The 19,941-nt window shown below is 47.2% G+C and carries 12 protein-coding genes, 1 pseudogene and 1 riboswitch; of the genes and pseudogenes, 10 read left to right on the forward strand and 3 right to left on the reverse strand.

Going from position 1 to position 19,941, the window contains the following annotated elements; translation table 11 throughout:
- The first annotated feature begins 20 nt into the window (after positions 1-20).
- From xylB to QP794_RS26505, 9 genes and pseudogenes are all read left to right on the forward strand, one after another.
- Positions 21-1,514, forward strand: coding sequence for a xylulokinase (gene xylB, locus QP794_RS26470; RefSeq protein WP_285079728.1), 1,494 nt, complete (start codon positions 21-23; stop codon positions 1,512-1,514).
- 294 nt (positions 1,515-1,808) lie between these two features.
- Entirely contained in the window at positions 1,809-2,525 is a 717-nt protein-coding gene (locus QP794_RS26475; protein ID WP_285079729.1) for a glycosyltransferase family 2 protein, read from the forward strand.
- Positions 2,476-3,015 (forward strand): annotated as a pseudogene (locus tag QP794_RS33380) (hypothetical protein); the annotation flags it as partial. The gene QP794_RS26475 and the pseudogene QP794_RS33380, both read left to right, overlap by 50 nt.
- Positions 3,016-3,438: 423 nt before the next feature.
- Positions 3,439-4,509, forward strand: coding sequence for a glycosyltransferase (locus QP794_RS33385; RefSeq protein WP_483311959.1), 1,071 nt, complete (start codon positions 3,439-3,441; stop codon positions 4,507-4,509).
- 289 nt (positions 4,510-4,798) lie between these two features.
- Positions 4,799-5,431, forward strand: a complete 633-nt coding sequence (locus QP794_RS26485) for a bifunctional 4-hydroxy-2-oxoglutarate aldolase/2-dehydro-3-deoxy-phosphogluconate aldolase (RefSeq protein WP_285079731.1) — start codon at positions 4,799-4,801, stop codon at positions 5,429-5,431.
- 161 nt (positions 5,432-5,592) lie between these two features.
- On the forward strand, positions 5,593-6,543 hold the full coding sequence (locus QP794_RS26490; RefSeq protein WP_256984725.1) for an alpha/beta hydrolase: 951 nt from the start codon (positions 5,593-5,595) through the stop codon (positions 6,541-6,543).
- Between the two features lie 203 nt (positions 6,544-6,746).
- Entirely contained in the window at positions 6,747-9,143 is a 2,397-nt protein-coding gene (locus QP794_RS26495) for a YcdB/YcdC domain-containing protein (RefSeq protein WP_285079732.1), read from the forward strand.
- A 204-nt stretch (positions 9,144-9,347) separates the two neighbouring features.
- Entirely contained in the window at positions 9,348-10,475 is a 1,128-nt protein-coding gene (locus tag QP794_RS26500; RefSeq protein ID WP_285079733.1) for a transglutaminase domain-containing protein, read from the forward strand.
- 177 nt (positions 10,476-10,652) lie between these two features.
- Positions 10,653-15,212 (forward strand): collagen binding domain-containing protein, encoded by a 4,560-nt coding sequence (locus QP794_RS26505; RefSeq protein WP_285079734.1) that lies wholly within the window; start codon positions 10,653-10,655, stop codon positions 15,210-15,212.
- Positions 15,213-15,340: 128 nt separating this feature from the next.
- Here the strand turns inward: QP794_RS26505 and QP794_RS26510 are convergent, their stop codons facing one another.
- The 3 genes from QP794_RS26510 to QP794_RS26520 all read right to left on the reverse strand — a co-directional run bounded on the left by QP794_RS26510 (position 15,341) and on the right by QP794_RS26520 (position 19,247).
- The gene (locus tag QP794_RS26510; protein ID WP_285079735.1) at positions 15,341-15,985 is read right to left on the reverse strand and encodes a class D sortase; all 645 of its coding nucleotides are present in this window, start codon (positions 15,983-15,985) and stop codon (positions 15,341-15,343) included.
- Positions 15,986-16,163: 178 nt separating this feature from the next.
- Positions 16,164-17,630, reverse strand: coding sequence for an amino acid permease (locus QP794_RS26515; RefSeq protein ID WP_285079736.1), 1,467 nt, complete (start codon positions 17,628-17,630; stop codon positions 16,164-16,166).
- A gap of 115 nt (positions 17,631-17,745) precedes the next feature.
- Positions 17,746-17,962: riboswitch (Lysine riboswitch) on the reverse strand.
- A gap of 142 nt (positions 17,963-18,104) precedes the next feature.
- Positions 18,105-19,247 (reverse strand): virulence factor, encoded by a 1,143-nt coding sequence (locus tag QP794_RS26520; protein WP_285079738.1) that lies wholly within the window; start codon positions 19,245-19,247, stop codon positions 18,105-18,107.
- Between the two features lie 225 nt (positions 19,248-19,472).
- Here QP794_RS26520 and QP794_RS26525 point away from each other — a divergent pair, with 225 nt between their 5' ends.
- Entirely contained in the window at positions 19,473-19,913 is a 441-nt protein-coding gene (locus QP794_RS26525) for a hypothetical protein (RefSeq protein WP_285079739.1), read from the forward strand.
- Positions 19,914-19,941 lie beyond the last annotated feature (28 nt).

Consider the following 19,941-nt stretch of genomic DNA (forward strand, 5'->3'; position numbering starts at 1 on the left):
CAAACGAGAGGAGTTAACCCATGAGTTACGTAATTGGTGTCGATCTGGGAACAAGCGCAGTTAAAACTGTGCTGGTTAACCGTGAAGGGAAAGTAGCGTTTGAAGCATCGGAGGCTTATCCGCTGTACCAGCCCAAGGCTGGATACAGTGAACAAAATCCCGAGGATTGGGTAGAGCAGACGATTGTTTCGCTGCGCAAATTGCTGGAAGTGTCCGGTGTACATCCTTCGGAAATCGAAGGACTGAGCTTCTCCGGGCAGATGCATGGATTGGTGCTGGTGGATGCCGAGGGCAAACCGCTGCGCAATGCCATTCTGTGGAACGATACGCGGACAACGGCTCAGTGCCGCCGCATCGAGAAAGTACTGGATGGCAAACTGCTGAGCATCGCTCGTAACCGTGCGCTGGAAGGATTCACCTTGCCGAAAATCCTTTGGGTACAGGAGAACGAGCCGGAATTGCTGCAACAAGCGGCCCTGTTCCTGCTGCCGAAGGACTATGTGCGATATCGCCTGACAGGTGATTATGCCATGGATTATTCGGATGCAGCGGGCACATTGCTGCTGGACGTTGCAGGCAAGCAGTGGAGCACAGAGATCGCGGAAGCTTTTGAACTGCCGGTATCCTTGTGCCCACGTCTTGTAGAGTCATTTGAGGAAGTGGGCACATTGCTGTCTGAGATTGCGGATCAAACAGGACTTGCAGCAGCAACCAAAGTATTTGCAGGTGGTGCGGACAATGCATGTGGAGCCATTGGCGCAGGCATTCTGAATGAAGGACAGACGATGTGCAGCATCGGAACGTCCGGGGTTGTGCTTTCCTATGAAGAGCGCAAGGATCTCGATTTCGAAGGCAAAGTGCACTTTTTTAACCACGGCGAGAAAGATGCCTTCTATATTATGGGCGTAACCCTTGCGGCTGGATACAGCCTGTCCTGGTTCAAAGATACATTTGCTGCGGACAAATCATTTGATGTACTCTTGCAGGGCATTGATGCGATTCCTGCTGGAAGCAACGGATTGCTGTTCACGCCTTATATCGTTGGTGAGCGTACGCCGCATCCAGATGCAAACATTCGCGGCAGCTTTATCGGCATGGATGCCGGACATAAGCTGGAGCACTTTGGACGTGCTGTGATGGAGGGCATTACGTTCTCGCTGCGTGAGTCCATCGATATTTTGCGTAATGCTGGCAAAACGGTCAATGAAGTGATCTCCATTGGTGGAGGCGCCAAAAATGAAGCTTGGCTGCAAATGCAGGCCGATGTGTTCAATGCAACTATTGTGAAATTGGAAAGTGAGCAGGGTCCTGCGATGGGCGCGGCGATGCTGGCGGCTTATGGCTGTGGCTGGTTCCCATCCTTGCAGGAATGTGCGGCGGCGTTCATTCGTCCAGCCAAATCCTATGCCCCAAATCCGGAAACGGTTGCCGTATATGATGGACTGTTTGCATTGTATCAGGATGTATATGGGCAAACACGCAGCCTGAATGATCGACTGGCAGCATATCGTTGATTATTCAGACTTTTTCCAGATCGACATCTCAATAGGTCATTAAATATTAAACCAATGAAATAGTTTATTAGGGAGGCACCTGCCGAAGCAGGTGCCTTTTTTGTCGTTGTTCATGAAAGAGGCACATATCATATGCTCAAGTTTCTTAAACGTCATGAAAGGTCTCCATGCCAGACATAACCCTCTTCCAGACGCGCATAGATTAGATATTGAGGTTAACAGGGGTTCGGCTAAATTAAACAGCCATATCACATCAGTTATAACGCGTGACAGACTCAGCCTGGAGGTGGGGATTTGGAAGATTGTGAAGGAACCACAAGGCCGCATGTCACCTTGTCCATGATTGTCCGCAATGAGGAACACAGGTATCTCAGACAGGCGTTAGAGACTCACCGGCCGTGGATTGATCGTGCGGTGATTATTGACGACGGCAGTACGGACCATACCGTTGCTTTATGCCAGGAAATGCTAGCGGGTATTCCCCTTACGTTGATTGTGAACCCGGCCTCCCTGTTTGCAGATGAGGTGAGTTTACGCAAGCAGCAGTGGGAGACCACGGTGGCTACCGGACCGGAATGGATTTTGAACCTGGACGCGGATGAAATTCTGACGACCGATTTTGGCATTGTTCGGAATCAACTATTGGGTGGGACGGAGGACGCCATTTATTTTAGGTTGTTTGATATGTGGAGCGAGACGCATTACCGGGATGACCAATATTGGCAGGCGCATGCGTATTATCGGCCGTTTCTGGTCCGATATCGCCCGGAATGGAGCTATGAATGGAAGGAAACCCCGCAGCACTGCGGCCGTTTTCCACTAACTATTCAGCATTTTGCCTATGGATGCCACTCCCCTCGGGTGAAGCATTATGGCTGGGCACGTGCAGAGGACCGAATTCGTAAATACGAGCGTTATCAGGCATTGGACCCGGATGCGAGATATGGCTGGAAGGAGCAGTATGAATCCATTTTGGATACAGAGCCAAGACTCCTGCAATGGTCGGAATAAGGGAAGGAGGACCATCCATTTGAAGAAGGAAAAAGAAAAAGATAAAGAAGAGCCAAAGGAAAAGATTCTTATCGCAAGTCCTGTTCGGCAGACGGCTGCGGTACTCCGTGAATTTCTTCAGTCCCTGGAATCGCTTGAGCGAACAACGGTAACGACAGACTATCTGTTTGTGAACGACAATGAAGAGGAAGCGGCATCCAATATGCTCCGTGAGTTTGTACTCCAGCATGAAGGGATCCTTATCGATGCAGATGTGAATGAAGCGGATGCCAATCAGGGGAAAGGAATATACAACAAGGACGAGGGTGGGCATTATTGGCGGGACGAACAGATCTGGCGGGTAGCAGGTTTGAAAAATCGTATATTGGCCTATGCCCGTGATCAGCAGTATGATGCTGTATTTCTGATTGATTCCGATCTTGTTCTGCACCCTCGGGCATTGGAACAGCTCGTATCCAGCGGGAAGGAGATTGTCTCCAATATCTTTTGGACACGATGGCAGCCGGGCACAAGGGAAATGCCGCAAGTCTGGCTGCAGGACGAGTACGCGCTATTCCGCAAGAGAGGCAAACCCGTTACAGGGGCGGAAGCGGAGGACGAGAGTACACAAACGGATACGTTTCTAAGGCAATTACGTACACCGGGTTGTTATGAAGTGGGGGGACTTGGCGCGTGTACCCTTATTCGCAGGAACGTTCTGGAGGCCGGGGTTACCTATGACAAGATTCCCAACGTATCTTTCTGGGGGGAAGATCGCCATTTTTGCATTCGTGCTCAGGCACTGGGCTTTCGATTATACGTGGATACCCATTTTCCGGCCTACCACATCTACCGACTGTCGGAATTGCAGGGAGTAGCTGCTTTTAATCGCAGAGCTATACGCGGAGAGGAATCGATCAGTATTTCGCTGTGTATGATTGTCAAAAATGAAGAGGCTTCCCTCGCCAGATGTTTGGACTCGGTTAACGGAATCGCTGACGAGATTGTGATCGTGGATACAGGTTCCACGGACCAGACACGCCAGATTGCAGCTCGTTATACGGAACGTATCATCGATTTTGAATGGGTGGATGATTTTGCGGCAGCAAGGAACTTTGCCTTTGAACAGGCAACAAGTGAATATATATTATGGCTGGATGCAGATGATGTGTTTGAACCGGACGACCGGGTGAAGCTTATTGAACTGAAGCGTTCCCTGGACCCTGCTGTGGACAGTGTCACAATGGATTATCATCTGTCCTTTACGGCGGAGGGTAAGGTGGCATACAGTCTGCGGCGGAACCGACTGGTGCGCCGGGATCGGAATTATCGCTGGATTGGTGCAGTACATGAATATCTGGAAGTGGCCGGTCATCTGCTGCATAGTGATGTGGCAGTCACGCATAAGAAGGATAAGGAATACACGGATCGCAATCTAAAGATTTATCGCAAACGCGAACAAGCAGGGGAGGAATTCTCCCCGCGTGACTTATATTATTTTGGCAATGAACTGAAAGACCACGGGCATTTTGAGGATGCAGTGAACTACTACGGGAAATTCCTGGACACCGGGTTGGGATGGGTGGAGGATCAGATTGCAGCATGCCAGAAGATAGCGGATTGCGAGGCAGCACTTGAACATTCGGAAAAGGAAGTTTCGGCATTGCTGAGATCCTTTGCCTTTGATTTACCGAGGGCAGAGATTTGCTGCCGATTGGGTGGATATTTTGCCGACCGTGAAGATTATCGCAAAGCGATATTCTGGTATGAACAGGCTACCCGCGCCATACGCCCGACGGATCCGATGGTCGTATTGAACGAAGCTGCTTGGACATGGATGCCGCATCTACAATTGTGTGTATGTTATGACCGGATGGGCAATCGGGCAAAAGCGAAAGAGCATAATGATATTGCTTTGATGTACCATCCAACACATCCCAGCATGTTGTACAATGATAAGTATTTCAAGGATCTGGAGAAGGATAGTGTGCTGGAAAAGGCTTAGGGCATATATGTAAATTCAAGGTTAGTTGAAAATGATCTAATGGATATGTAGAACATAGAACCTCTCTAACGGAATGGATGGTGTGGTTTACACCCTGTTCCTTGGAGAGGTTTTTGCGTTTTCTTTTCACTGTAAAACCGGAGCTTTTGATACACTCTCTCTCACAAGAAATTGGATCAAATGATTACATCCAGGGGACGATATGCTTTACAATAGTAACTAACGGAAAAGCGGTGATAACGAATACTTGTCTTCGGCTGCCGAATCTATGAAACAAGGGGAAGTTGGCATGAATCTGACGGAAGTATTATTAGAATCGAGACTGGTAGCCATTGTTCGTGGTATTAGCAGGGAATCTGCTCAGGCAGCAGGGCAGGGGATGACAGATGGGGGAATCCGTCTGATGGAAGTGACGCTAAACACAGCCGGTGCACACGATATTATTGCAGACTGGCGCGTACGACATGAGGGTAAGGCTTATATTGGAGCAGGTACGGTAATGAATGTGCAGATGGCGAAAGAAGCCGTTGCAGCGGGTGCCCAATTTCTCGTGTCTCCGAATGTCGATCTGTCTGTTATTGAATATGCTGTAGAACATGGAGTGGAGATCTGGCCCGGGGCAATGACGCCAACGGAGATTGTTGCTGCATATGAAGCAGGAGCCAAAGTGGTGAAGCTGTTCCCAATGGCCAGTCTGGGCATTCCATATCTACGTGAAATCAAGGCTCCACTGAATCATATTCCGCTGCTTGCAACAGGAGGAGCCACTCTGGATAACATTGCAGATTATTATGCTGCGGGTGCCGCAGCAGTGGGCCTTGGAAGTGCACTTCTGCCACGAGAAGCTCTTGCAGCAGGGAATGATGAGCAGATTGCTGCTTGCACACGTGCATTTGTGGACATAGCGAAAATCGAAGATTGAAACAGAATACCAACCGAACGGAAGTGGACCAGACACATCGGGATATATGTAAGGAGAGATTCTGTATCCATAGATAATATAAGAAGTGATGTGGATTAACGTCCTGTTGATCTTGATGCCGTATGATGGAGTTAGCCAGAAAACGGAGAGGAGTGACATCAGTGAAAGCTAAAACGATGATTGGCGGGATGATTGCTGTTGCCGCGGTAACTGCGGGTGGTTTATGGAAGGCAGCCGTAAATAGCCAGACCCCCAAAAAGATTCCGATTACGCTCACACCGCCCATGCCATTTGAGGATATAACCTTCGAGAGCGGAGGCGGGAGAGTTCATGGCTGGTTCATTCCGGCCGGAGCTCATGTCCCGAAGCCTTGGCCGTTGGTTATTATTGCACATGGTTGGGGCTCCAACCGATCACGTGTCCTCCGTTATGCACGTCCCATTTGGGAAGCAGGTTATGCTCTCTTTATGTACGATGTTCGAAGCCATGGAGCCAGCGATCCGGTTAAAGCGGCTTCAGCCTACCTGTTCCGCGACGATCTTCTGTCAGCCTTGCGATATACATCGTCACGGCCGGAAATTGATTCTGCGGCGATCGGTGTGCTTGGACACTCCTTGGGCGGTCTAGGGACGATCCTTGCTGTGACGGAGGGCATTCCTGTATCCGCGGTGATTACAGACTCCATGCCATCCCAATTCGAGGTTATCGTCAGTGCGGAGCTGAGACGGCGACGCCTGCCTCTGTTTCCGCTGGCCCAGCTGATTCCGCGAATCTGGTTCTGGCGGCTTGGTGAATCTCTAAAAACGTATCGCCAGCGCGATCCCGTGATGCTGCTGAATGAACGGCGCAAGGGAATGCAGCTGCCGATGCTTATGGTACATTCCAAAGGTGATAACTTTATTCCACCAAGCGAACTTGAATATTTTATGTCCAAAGCGGATCCGCCCGTAGAGCATCTATGGGTCAATAGCGGAGGGCACAGCTGTTCAGAAGAAGATCCTGCGTTCTGGAATACGGTGATTCCGTTTTTGAAAAATCATGTACAGGTGCAGGCTCAGTCCAACGAATCGGTTCTACCGAACGTCAATATAGAGAAAATTCAGCCTATTTAATGCTCCGGCTGATCGTTGAAACGCCAACCTGGTTGGCGTTTTTTGCTTTTTCTATACAATATGCAGAAATTCACATTTGTAAAATTGTTGGGAAAATGACGATTAAAAAGGAAGCTTATGGTATCATAGAATAGACTGGCAATATTCATGCGAGGTTTATTTTGCATGCATCCTTGTATGAAATTGAAGGGAGAGGTCCAGATTTGAGTTTTGATTGGAATTTTAATGGACGATTCAAAATGTTCACAGCCAAAGCGGCTACAGCGGCCATGGCAACATTGCTTCTGGCATCACAGACACCAGGGTTTGCAGGCAGCGCGTCGGCAGCGACAGCGGAACGGGTAACAGAATCCGCTGCGGGGGAAACAGAACAACAACTTGGAGTAACAGACAACGAGGTGCCTGAAGGAGCCAAAATCTCCTCCAAGCAAGCCAGCGAGAATATACTGAAATTATTTCCATTGTTAAAGAAGGCGACGATCTCATCCGCAAGATTTGATTCACCGAACTCTTACCCACCGCCGGATTACAAGGCGTGGGATATCGGTTTTCAAATTGTCGAAGGAAACCATACGATGGGATTCAGCGCAACGGTACATGCGGGCACAGGGGAAGTGTTAAGCGTACATTTGCCGTCTGAATTACTGGATAAGCAATCAGCAGATTCTGAAGTCAAATTGACCAAAGACGAGGCTGAGAAGCAGGCAGAAGCATTACTGTACAAAGCCATTCCCGGATTGAAAGAAAATGATTATGCTTCTCTTGGAGATCAGTTTCAATCCACTGCACAGCAATCTTTGTTCGGCAGAACGGAGTATCGATACGGTTACCAACTTAAGCACGAAGGGTTGTTGTCTGAGGCAGAGACGATCTACATAAGTGTGGATGAAAGTGGCCTAGTGACAGGCTATTCAAGAAGTACAACTGAAGCTGAATATCCTTCATCGAAGTCGGCAGCATCGGAAGAGAAGGCCAGACAACGATTTGAGGAGCAGTTTGATGTACAGCTTGCTTATATCTCGAATGATCGTCTATCTTCGCTTAAAGGACAACAGTACTATCTTGGTTATATGCCGAAGAATTCCAGCATGGTTCCGCTGGAGGCCAATACTCTGGAGCCGATTAACGCAATGACTGGAAAAGCTATCGGTGACGATTCTATACAACTGAATAAATCTTTAAAAGGAAGTATAGCTCCTTTTGTCGCGGCGAAAGGCCAGAAGTTAAACGCACAACAGGCCGAGAACATCATTAAAAAGAATTTCGATATTCCAAAAGGCTACAAGTTGGAGCATAGTCAGTTAAGCAAAGGCGAGTATGGGAGTCCAAACAATCAAGTCTGGAGCCTGAGCTGGAGCAATCGAAATGCGAATGTATCCTACATGTTCATGCGAGATATTTCAGCACAGGTAGATGCGCTTACTGGACAGATTTATAGTTACAGCTTGTATCAACGGGTGGAGCCGGGTGCTGCGCAGGAGAAACCAGCGGATGAGAATGAGACTAAGTCCGTAACCCGGACACAAGCGGAGAAGCTTGCCATCAATAAGGTGATTGCACTGGTTCCCAATGCATCGGAAGAATTCCGGTTGTCCAGCGTGCTTGAATTTGAAGATGCACGTACATTTATGTTCCAGCGCTATATGAACGGAATTGCGGTTATGGATGATACAGTACAGGTACAGGTCCTGAAGGATGGGGCCATTAACGAATTTTATACAAGGATTGCTGCAACGCCTGAACAATTGCCTAGAGACACCAAACCAGCCATCAGTTATGAAAAGGCAAAATCGACATATCTGGAGGCATTTAAGTTGATACTGGCTTATTCACGCTACGGTGGTTATGCCATGAGTAGCGGTCAGGTCGTTCCCTCGGGCGTAAACCTGGTTTACCAGCCTACACGAAATGAAAATTCGGTTACTGCCAGCTATGAAGTACTTGATGCTAACACTGGAGAATGGAAGTTTTTATACGGTACAGGAAGTGTCGCAGCGAATGTTGAACCTAGTGATATTTCCGGTCATGTAGCGGAGGCTGCACTTCGGAACATGACCCAACATGCCGTAATTCTTGCAGATGAACAGGGACGTGTATTCCCGGATCGGGTCATCACCAAGGGAGACTGGTTTACCTATCTGGCAAGAGCAGTTAATCCGAATATGGATATGTACTACAGTGGTAACGGGAGTGGCAATCTATATGCTGACATCACTCCGGAGAGCCCTTATTACCAAGCTGTGCGGACATTGATCGATCAGCGATGGTTAGCGGGTGCCGACCCTGAAACGAAGCTAAATCCTGAAGAGGAGATGACTCGTGAAGAGTTGGCAGTATTGCTCGTGCGCATTTTGCGCTATGAGAAATTAGCTGGATTCTACACATTGCCATCGGACCTTCCCAACCTGGCAGATGCCAGTGCAGTCAACAACAAGGGCGCTGTCTCCCTTAGCATCAAGCTGGGATTACTGCCTTCAATTGAAGGTCGCTTTATGCCTGCACGTAAAGTGACGGTTGCGGAAGCGGCGCAGGTATTGGAACGTCTGGCCAAGCTTCAGGGCAAGACGGATACCTTTATGAGCGGCAATCGCTTATATTGAGCAGAGTTTGTTTTATTGCATAAATACCCGGAAGCGTCATATGATGAGAATAACGGGTAGGTTAGGTTTATTTTGCTGAAGACAGAGGGACCTTCTGCGGAGGGTCTCTTTTGATGCTTTTCGACAAAACTAGAAGCCTGCCGTCAATCCCTTTTGTGATACAATGAGGCATGAGAACTTTGCAAAGAGAGGTGGTATCCTTTCATGGGCAAGCACGGAAAACGAGTAATAACCCTGCTATTGGCTGGCTGTCTCGTCGCTGTGGCACTGCCACATGCGGTTGATCTGGATCAGCTATACGCGGCGTCGGGAACATCGGACATTTCCACGAATACGGATCTGCGTGAGACGTTGCTTACCGCGATGTCCCAGCGAACGGAGGAACTTGTTTTTACATACAAAGGCAATGTGAAAGGCCTCAAGAAACAGTTGCAGAGCTCCATTGACGAAGCAATGACCAGTGATCCTTATATTCAATATACCGTTAAAAGTTACGCATTTAACTATAAAGGCTCCAATGTATCTGCAGAGGTACATGTGAAGCTGGCATATCGGGAAACCAAAGAACAGACCGATTATGTGAACCGCAAGGTGACCAATGTGCTGAAAGAAATTATTGTGCCGGGTATGACGAATCATGAGAAGGTCAAAGCCATTCATGACTGGATTGTGCTTAACCTTTCCTACGATACATCCTTGCAGAAATATACTGCATACGATGGACTTGTTACCGGCAGCACCGTATGCCAAGGGTATTCTTTGCTGGCTTATCGCATGCTGGAGCAGGTGGGTATAGATAACCGGATTGTGGAAGGAACGGCTGGTGATCAATTACATGCCTGGAATCTCGTCAAGCTGGACGGCAAGTGGTACCATATGGACACGACATGGGATGATCCTACTCCTGATCGCAAAGGGAAGGTAAGTCACAGTTATTATTTGCTCAGTGATAATGAGATGGCACGTGACCATGTCTGGACGGCTCAAGGCAAGTATCCTGCTGCATCTGCCCCCTATCGTGAAGCTTTGCAAACGTTGGTGAAGGCAGGAGGCAGCAAAGCAACCGCGTATCAGAAGCTGTATCATACGCTGGAATATTCGCTATACGACGAAAGTGATGCGATTAGTGGTCATTCCGCGTTGAAAACTAAAGTTCAGAGTGTGCTTAAGGATGGCGGAACCTCGCTGACTTTCAGATACAAGGGTACTGAAACAGGACTAGTAGAGGATTTGCAGGATTTATATCAACTTGGCATGAAGTCGATATCGTATTACGTGTCCAACATGCAGGATACCGTCGATCTGCGTGTGAAGATTACCTGGACCATGTGACAGCAGCTGAAATGATGAATTTAAATGTGTTTTAAGACAGGGGCGCTTCGTTGAGAAGCGTTCTTTTTTGTGTTAGAAGAACGTCGATTAGGGCGTTGTCTATTTTTTGTATATGTCTCTTTGCTATTCTTTTTGTTGGTGTATGCCAACATTATGCAAGAGGAGGAATTGCAAAAAATGAACAAAAAAGTGAGCATGGTGATCATAGCTTTGTTGCTGATCACGCAAATGATGCAAGGATGGATGTTTACACCAACCATGCATGCTCAGGATGATATGACAGCAATTGTAACTATGGATACAGCGTCAGAAGAAGGTTCTGTTGAACCTATCTCAGGGAATGATGATAATGGTCCGTCAATGGATTCTCCCGAGTCTAATGAATCTGCAGAACAATCAGATCTCAATTCAGAAGCTGTAGTTGATCCGAGTACTCTGGCACTGGCCAATAATGCTGCGGAAGTCATAAAGGAAAATTTAATTACAAGTGTTCAAATGTATAATCAAATACCGGAGTACGATGGAAATGGAAATATGAATATAAAAGGGGAGCGTATCGAAGATATACGACCTAGCGTTAAGGATGAGGTGGCTGTGGTCTTCACATGGGGGCTTCCAAACGATACCCATACTTATAGTGATGGTTCCACTTTTACTTTTCGTTTACCAGACAAATTCAAAATTGGATCGCAACTAAAAGGGGATTTGGATGGTGGAGTTGGGGAATATGTCGTCAATCCGGATGGAGAGATCACGTTTACGTTTAATGACCGTATCGTAGGTGAGAAGCTGGAGGGGAATTTCTACGTTTGGATCAAGTTCGATGAAAGCAAGATGGATGGCGGCTTGAAACAGCCAATAGACTTTAGTTCCGTTGGACAAGGCATCATTAATGTGCATTTTCAGAATACAGCCATAGATAAACTCACGAAATCGGGGATCGCAAATAAGAACAATTTCAACTCGGATGAGATTGAATGGACTGTCGATTTCAACCAGGGAGAGAAGGGCATTAACAATGCCGTTCTGAATGACACGCTCTCGGCAGGTCCACTTAAGGGGAATATTGAGATTAGTGAATTGCATATTCAACTAGACGGATCTGTCAAAGAAGGAAGTACAGTTAGAACAGAAACTCAGTTTCCGATCGCTTTGGGGAATATTGATAAGGCATACCGTGTGAAGTATACAACGAGTATCAAAGCACCAACAACTGCATCTTTTACGAACGTTTTGTATGAAAATAAGGTGGTTCTTACAGGTGATCAGAGCGAACATGATGAAACTGACATCGGTAGCGTGAGGGTGAGTTTTAATGAGCCTTTGAAAAAATCCGGACAAGAGAGTGCATACAATCCAGTGACCCAGACGATCACATGGAAAGTGCAATACAATTACAATCAACAAGAGATTACGCAGGCGAACGCATGGATTGAAGATCGTTTTGACACAACGAAACATGAGTTGGTTGATGGTTCGGTAAAAGTACATCAAGTAGACATCGACGGTGATGGCAAGCCAGCGGGTACTACTTTAGTGAATTCCAATGAATATACACTCACAGGAGTGAGCACAGGCTTTGATGATGGCTTTAAATTACAATTTAAAAATGACATCACCAATGCTTATGAAATTGAATATCAAACCAAAACGATGGATCGCGTCTATAAAGATGCTACGGTAACGAATACGGTCAATATGTATGACGGTACAGAAAAAGAAGGCAAAAAGGACATTCAGGAAATTATTTTTGCGAAAAGTGTTCAAAGCGAAGATTTTAATACCAAGGAGATCGAGTGGAAGATTGTTCTGAACCGTGATTTGAAGGAGATGACGGACATCGTCATTACGGACAATTACGCAGGAAGACATATGAAGCTAAAGCTCATTCCGGGCAGTCTTCAAATTAGTGGGGATCAAAAGGATCAGTTTGAACTTGAGCCAGTAGCTGATCCAAGTGATATAAACTTTGAAAATGGGTTCTCTATCCGATTGAAGACTGACGGTATGATCAATAAAGAGCATGTGATTACGTATAAGACCAGCTTTGATCCAACGGCAGGTATGCCAACTAACAATGAATATCGTAACCAGGCTACTTTGAATTGGAAGGAGTCGAATGTACCACAAGCTTCGATTACCAAATCGGCTGTAGTCAAACCCCAAGATTACACGATACAGAACGGCAATAAGAAGGGCGAATACAGCGCGAAGGACAAAACGATTACCTGGACGATTGATGTGAATTATAATTTATATGATATCCAGAACGCTATTCTCAAGGATGCGTACACAGGTAATCAATCTTTTGTAGATGGCTCTTTGAAAGTAAATAAGCTCACACTAGCGGGAGCGAATAACGTCATTGCCATTGGTGACGAAGTTGCACTGTTACCTGGGCAATTCCAATTGAACTCGGATGGTAAAGGTTTTGCATTAAACCTCGGAAACATTGGAAAGGCTGCCTATCGGGTTGTGTATAAAACCAGTTTGGATGGGGATTTTGCAGTAGAGGGTACCTATTCCAATCATGCTGTCTTGACGGATGGTGAGGGGGGAGAGGTACGTTTTGAAAAATCAGTGAATGTTACACCTGAACACGGTGGCGTCTACGTACAGAAAACAGGACAGCAACTAGGTTCAAGTGATAAGGCTGCCTGGACTGTAAATATCAACCCAAGCCAATCTTATATAGCCGCAGGTTCCGTATTAACGGATACGCTATCAGATAATCAGATTTTGCTTGCAGATACGTTAAAGTTATATGCGACCGATCTGCCTGCGAACAACTCAGGGAATGTGTCTACCAAGGCTGGTTTGGTTGATGCTGGTGAGTATGAACTGATTGTGGAAGGCAATACATTTATTTTTACCTTTAAGAATGAGATGAAGACCGCTTTTATATTGGAGTATCAATCCTTTATTAATGCCGATAGCGGGGAAAGAATAGGAAATAAAGTTGAATTCGCAGGCCAGTCTTCGTCGGTAACGGGGTCAGATCATCAGACAGGCATTCGAGTTTCCATGGCCGGAGCTGGAGGTGGAGCATCTACAGGTGTCGGTAAAATGAAGATCTATAAAGTAGATGATACAGGTCTTCCGCTTGAGGGAGCGATATTCGCCATCTATAATGCGTCCGGAACGACGCTTCTGGAAACGTTGAAACCAACAGATGTCAATGGAGAGGTCGAGACCTCCAGAAAATACAGATTTAACGATCAAACCAATGGTCTGCCATACAAGTTAAAGGAATTATCTGCACCGAATGGCTATTTGATTGATCCGGAGTATGGAGCTTCCACAGGGAAAACCATTGATTTCAAAGACCCGGATCAACCCTTTGAAATTAAAAATGAAAAAATTCGACAAGGCTTCGAATTAACGAAAGTGGACTCTGTGGATTCATCGAAGACTTTGAAAGGTGCAACATTTGAATTGTATTTGAAGAATGGTCTGTCCCGAGATAAAATTGCGGAGTTAACGACAGGTGATGATGGAAGGATCGCCAAAGGAAATCTCGAACCAGGGGACTATGAATTGATAGAAACGGAAGCGCCTGCGTACTATCAAATGGACGCAACACCAGTTCCGTTTACAATTGCAGCGAATCAAACCCGGATACTCACCCTATCTCATACGAATGTGCAGGGCTCCGGTGGCAAGCTGGTCGTTACAAAAGTGAATGCCAAGGGTCAGTCCGTATTAAGCGGAATTGAATTTGAACTGCGTGACAGTAAAGCGGATGTGATTGACAAAAAAGTGACGGATCTTAACGGAGTGATTGAGTTTGACAGCTTGCCGTATGGCCCCTATACATTGGTAGAGACCAAGGCAGAAGGTTTCGTTATTGAACAACCTGAAACGGCTGTAACGATTACGAAACCAGTAACTCTATTAACGATTGAAAATAAAAAAAATGACCGTTCTGTTAAATTGATTAAATATAATTCAGGCAAATCGCAACATCTGCAAGGAGCCGTTTTTGAATTACGTGCTCAAAGTGCTCTGATGGATGCCAACGGTGTTTGGGAATTCAAAGTGGTTACAGGCATTGATGAAGCCAAACTGACTACCAATTCCAATGGTGAGATTGTTCTGAGAGACTTGGAACCCAATAAGTATCAGCTGGTTGAAATAAAAGCACCAATAGGATATAGACTGGACCAAACACCGGTTGAATTCGAGATTACGAATAAACAGACGGAAACTGTAGTGGTGGAAAAGACGAATATCGCCATTCCGGTACCGGGCGGGCCAAGTGAGCCTTATAATCCGGGAACGCCAAGTACAGGAACACCGAATCCGGGGACATCAACGCCAGAACCATCAACGCCAGATCCATCAACGCCAGATCCATCAACTCCGGACACAACGGTTCCAGGCACGGTGGTAACGCCTGAAACTTCAGAACCAGAGGATGGAACCGACCAGGGGACGGATCCGGATAGGGGAGAGTCCCCTTCCAAACCAGGAGATTCGACTGTTGTTGACGAAGAGGATCCTTCAGCTGTTGGCAATGCTGGCGATGCTGCCAGCCCAGGAGCGGATCATACTTCCTCCCCTGCAGATACGAATGTTGCAGGAGCAGAGGAAGGGAAGGACGGTTCTTTCCTAGGCATGCTGCCTAAAACAGGAGAAGAGAGAACATGGGGATACACTCTTGTAGGGACTCTTATGATTATTTTCGGCAGTATGGGATATTTGTATCTCCGTCGAAGACAACAAATGAATCCGTAGACGGGAACATGTAACCTCGGATATTTCTTAACAGCTACAACAAAATACCCCCAGCATAAGCGCTTCGGAGATTCAGAATCACCGCGCGCATGCCAGGGGTGTTTTTGGTTTATACAGCATGTTCATGTTTAAGGCAGGTCACGCTGAGCAATCTCTGAAGTCACTTGGACGGCTCTTATAATCAGCCGATGCGTTGGATCTACTAATGGATCACAGGTAATCAAGGTGAGCACTTGTCCCAGATGGGGGTCCTCAAGTACGGACAAGTCCGTAGGCTCCACAACGGATATCTGATCCACTTTGTATTGGATATGGGTCTGATCTGCCAGAGTGACTTTAATCCAATCACCAATCTCCAATTCTCCCATTCGGTTGAACAGGCGTCCTTTTTTGTGAGCACGATGGGCGGCTATCGCTGCATTTCCTTCAGTCCCGATGCGGGCTGTTTCCACAAGATGCGTTGCTGCAACCTTCATATTGCTTTCGGTTGCATCCTCCAGAATGGGCAGCTGCACATCAATCTCGTCAATTGTAATAACCCCAAGTGCATGAGGATAACCTTCCTGTTCTTTGTCTTCGGTATCATCATCGATTGAGGCAGGATCCTGTCTGGCTTGTTCAAAAGATTCATTGATTTTAGTTAGGTCGAGTTGTAGCTGTTTCAGCTCATCCATAACTTTGGCTTGCTGCCAGTCAAAATACTTTTCCTGCAGAAGAGGCAAGAAAAGAAGTAAGATCCCCAGAACAACAAGCATGGAAAAAAAGAATTTCATTTACGTGTACCCCTTTTGTCCAAAAATAGATTAACTGCTCTATTGTAAACATAGGGACATATACAAAACCTGGACAAATCAAACAGGCAGCCTTTTCTTTCGTAGAAAGAAGGAAGGCTGCCTGTTTATTTAAAAATAGAGTAACCCAATGCTGATTAATATCATTATTTGGGTATAATCATTCTGATGATGGAGTAAAATCACATTCCTGTAGCGGTACGACTTTTGTTTTCTTAACAAATTTATAACCCAGCCATAATACCAAGAACAATGGAACGCTCAAGTAAGCGACGAGGGCTCCGCTCCAATCGATCTGATCGCCCGTGAACGCCTGATAGTTCTGTCCAACAATGACGATGATACATAATACAAAAGCAAAGATCGGCCCAAATGGGAACCAGCGTGCACGGTAGGGCAGATCGTTCAAATCCCGTCCCTGAGCCACATAAGCACGGCGGAAGCGATAATGGCTGATGGCAATGCCAAGCCAGGTGATAAAGCCACACATACCGGATGCATTAAGCAGCCAGGTGTATACAATGCCATCACCGAAAAGGGAGGCTAGAAAAGCAAGCATACCCACTGCTGTGGTCAAGAGCAGGGCATTCATTGGAATGCCCTTTTTGTTCAGCCGACCGAGAAAGCGAGGTGCTTTGCCATCTCGAGCAAGAGCATACAGGACACGACTTGAAGCATACATGCCCGAATTCCCGGCTGACAGTACAGAGGTCAGAATAACGGCATTCATGACAGAAGCAGCAATGGCCAGACCTGCCTTTTCAAAGACAAGGGTAAACGGACTGACTCCGATATTGTTCAGATCACCTTTGAGCAGATCCGGATGTGTGTAAGGAATGATCAGACTGATGACAGTAATCGCCAGAATGTAGAAGATCAAAATGCGCCAGAACACTTGCCGAATAGCACGAGGGACATTTTTACGCGGATTTTCGCTTTCACCGGCTGCGACGCCAATGAGCTCCGTTCCCTGGAAAGAGAACCCGGCGGCCATAAATACACCGAGAACCGCGAAGAATCCGCCATGGAATGGTGCGTCACCTACTGTGAAATTGCTGAATCCAACCGCTTCTCCGCCAATAATGCCGAAGATCATGAGCACACCAACGGTAAGGAAGATGATGACGGTAGCGACTTTGATAATGGCGAACCAGTATTCCGACTCTCCATATCCTTTGACGGACAACACATTCAGGGCAAAGATTAATACGAGAAACAACAGACTCCACAGCATGGATGAACTGTCAGGGAACCAGTATTTGATGAGTACGGTTGCCGCAGCGAGCTCTGCCGCAATGGTGACTGCCCAGTTGTACCAGAAGTTCCAGCCCATGGCGAACCCAAGGGCCGGATCGACAAAGCGGGCCGCATACGTATTGAATGAACCGGAGTCAGGCATGAAGGTAGCCAGTTCTCCGAGACTGGTCATTAGAAAGTAAACCATGATGCCGACGGCAGCATAAGCAATCAGTGCACCGCCGGGACCTGCATTGGAAATGGCTGTTCCACTTGCGAGGAACAGCCCTGTACCAATGGAGCCACCGAGTGCAATCATGGTCATATGCCGTGCGCGTAGTCCTTTTTTCAGGGTGGGCCCTGTTGTGGTTTGGTTGTTGCGATCTTGCATGGAAACACTCCTTCTTTCAGCGTGCTAATGGGTTCAGAACAATGGCAAATAACACAAAAGACCGCAGGCATTAGCCTGCGGTCTTTATATCAATTGTCCGCACCTCGTCCCGAATGTTTAAGATAGCTCAACACAGAAGAAATCATACCCTCCGAGAAAGGTATCATTCATCTGTGACAGTTCTGCACCTTTCGGCAACAGCCCCAGCCGCGCTGGACAACGTAAGGAACGTCCTGCGGGCTTCGGCGGGTGCACCTTTCGGCTGAATTCATAAGCGGCTCCTTAGCGCCTCCTTCAGCGTACTGATCGCACCCGCGACCTCTACCTCATCATCATGGATGAGGTGTATCTATTGTCTATGAAGTTATAAATCACAGAACGTAACGCTCCATGTTCTGTTTGGTAAACAGACAATTAGTATAACCCCCATGGTATTCCAGTGCAATAACAATTGTTGGATATGAATCCAAAGGACTATTCCGACGTTTTGTTACGCCCGGCCATCTGCTGCCATACCGTTCCGGCTGCCTGTTCCCCGGATTCGATCCGTTCCAGTGCCATTTTGGCTTGCAGGCTAACTTCAAACTCAGGGTCATCTGCTGCCTTCCGCAGTGCTTGCTCTGCTTCCTCGGTCCCCACTTCGTACAGGAAGCGGGCTGCACGCCAGCGTACAAGCTTGCTTTTATCGGATAACGTAGCTGTCATGGCTGCCGTTGCTGCGGGATCACCGATGTCGGAGAGGGTATCTCCGGCAGTCCGGCGTACAGCAGGCGAACTATCCTGTAGAGCTTCGTACAGCAGTTCCATCGCTTCCGGTGTACGGATGTCACCGAGATATACGACCGCCAGTCGGCGTATCTGCATTTTACTGTCATGGAGTGCATGGGCTACAAGTGGCAGTCGTTCTGCTGTAGGCTCCATACCATCAAATGCAGCATAACGTACATTCCAGTCCTCACTATTTAAAGCCTCTTCAAGTTCGGCACCATCCAGCTGGCGGCGACGTTCCACGAACTCTTCCGCATTGGTGCCGTGTTCAATGGCTTGCTGGATCACTCGTTCCAGACGTTCTGGCGGATATGCTGCTTCCAGCTCCTGTTCAACTTCTCTTGCAATTTCAGGCAATTCCCCGTAGCGAACGCCATAATCACTCAGTTTCCGTTCCTTGATCAGCGTTGCACTGGCGACTTCAGTAACCGCTTTGACGAACCGATCCGAGAGCGAGATCCGCTCTTCCTTCGCGCCGGCTTTGACCCGAATTTGCATCGGCACGCCTCTGAAGAATTGAACGAATACCTGTGCTTCACCGAAGTGCTCACCAGAGGCATCTTCAGATTCAATCCAATCCAGATCAATTCCCTGCTGCCCCAGACGACTTTGAACTTCGCCAAGAATGACGGACCAGTCCGCATTTCCCTTGCGGTCGAGCGCTACGAAGTCAGTCGTATGGAATACACTTTTTACTCCGGGAATATGTAGCATCTGGCGAATAAACGCCGGAGCAGACCGTTCGTTATCCAGTGTATATGTTCTGCGAATCCCGTCCTCCAGACGTTCATCCAGATGCAGCATCATTGTATTGGGACTGGGTGTTGGTTCAATGGAAACAATATTCATCGGTTCATAACCTCCTGTACCGGATTCATACTTAAATTTCCCGCAATGGGCACGGGCATATCCCTATTTTACATGAATTGCTGCAAACTGCGAAATGGGTAATGAACCTTACGGCGTTTGTGAAAATGTACGAAGATAGTTAACACTTCTTTTATGTGCGAACACGAACATTTTTAAATGAAGATTGGCACAATAAGACAAGAGAATGAACTGGAGGTAATCGCTATGGAACCCATTACCGTACTTTCGGACGGAAGTCGTGGTATTGATTATGATCATATTATTGAATTGTTGAATGAATGGATAACAGACGAGAAGAGGGAGTCAGCAATTAAGACAGAAAAAAATGTGGAAAGCATGGTCGGGTCGAAATGGGGAACAGCCCGTTATTGTATTGTGGATTATCAGGATGCCGGGCAAGCCGTTTCAGCAGCGAATGCCATCCGGGCATTTGTGCCTCAGATTCCTTTACTGGTGATTACAGATTTCCAATCCCTGATTCGCAAGCGCCATTTGCAGCTTATCACGGGCACCGGTCTGATGAAGTTGATTCTCTGGCAAGAGAAAGAACCCGAAGGACTGATCATGGAAATCCAGCGGTGGCTGCATTCTGTTGCCTGCAAATCAAAAACAGCTCTGCCCTCAACCCGGTCGATGAGACGATGACAGAGAGAGGACATGAGCCGTTATGTAA

Origin of the sequence: Paenibacillus sp. UMB7766-LJ446, assembly GCF_030226665.1 — a bacterium.
GTDB classification, from domain to species: Bacteria; Bacillota; Bacilli; order Paenibacillales; family Paenibacillaceae; genus Paenibacillus; species Paenibacillus vandeheii.

Bases quoted from the DNA above. Each gene is read 5' to 3' on its own strand.
- xylB (WP_285079728.1), top strand. From the start codon at position 21: ATGAGTTACGTAATTGGTGTCGATCTGGGAACAAGCGCAGTTAAAACT.
- QP794_RS33385 (WP_483311959.1), top strand. From the start codon at position 3,439: ATGATTGTCAAAAATGAAGAGGCTTCCCTCGCCAGATGTTTGGACTCG.
- QP794_RS26485 (WP_285079731.1), top strand. From the start codon at position 4,799: ATGAATCTGACGGAAGTATTATTAGAATCGAGACTGGTAGCCATTGTT.
- QP794_RS26500 (WP_285079733.1), top strand. From the start codon at position 9,348: ATGGGCAAGCACGGAAAACGAGTAATAACCCTGCTATTGGCTGGCTGT.
- QP794_RS26505 (WP_285079734.1), top strand. From the start codon at position 10,653: ATGAACAAAAAAGTGAGCATGGTGATCATAGCTTTGTTGCTGATCACG.
- QP794_RS26510 (WP_285079735.1), bottom strand. From the start codon at position 15,985: ATGAAATTCTTTTTTTCCATGCTTGTTGTTCTGGGGATCTTACTTCTT.
- QP794_RS26515 (WP_285079736.1), bottom strand. From the start codon at position 17,630: ATGCAAGATCGCAACAACCAAACCACAACAGGGCCCACCCTGAAAAAA.
- QP794_RS26520 (WP_285079738.1), bottom strand. From the start codon at position 19,247: ATGAATATTGTTTCCATTGAACCAACACCCAGTCCCAATACAATGATG.
- QP794_RS26525 (WP_285079739.1), top strand. From the start codon at position 19,473: ATGGAACCCATTACCGTACTTTCGGACGGAAGTCGTGGTATTGATTAT.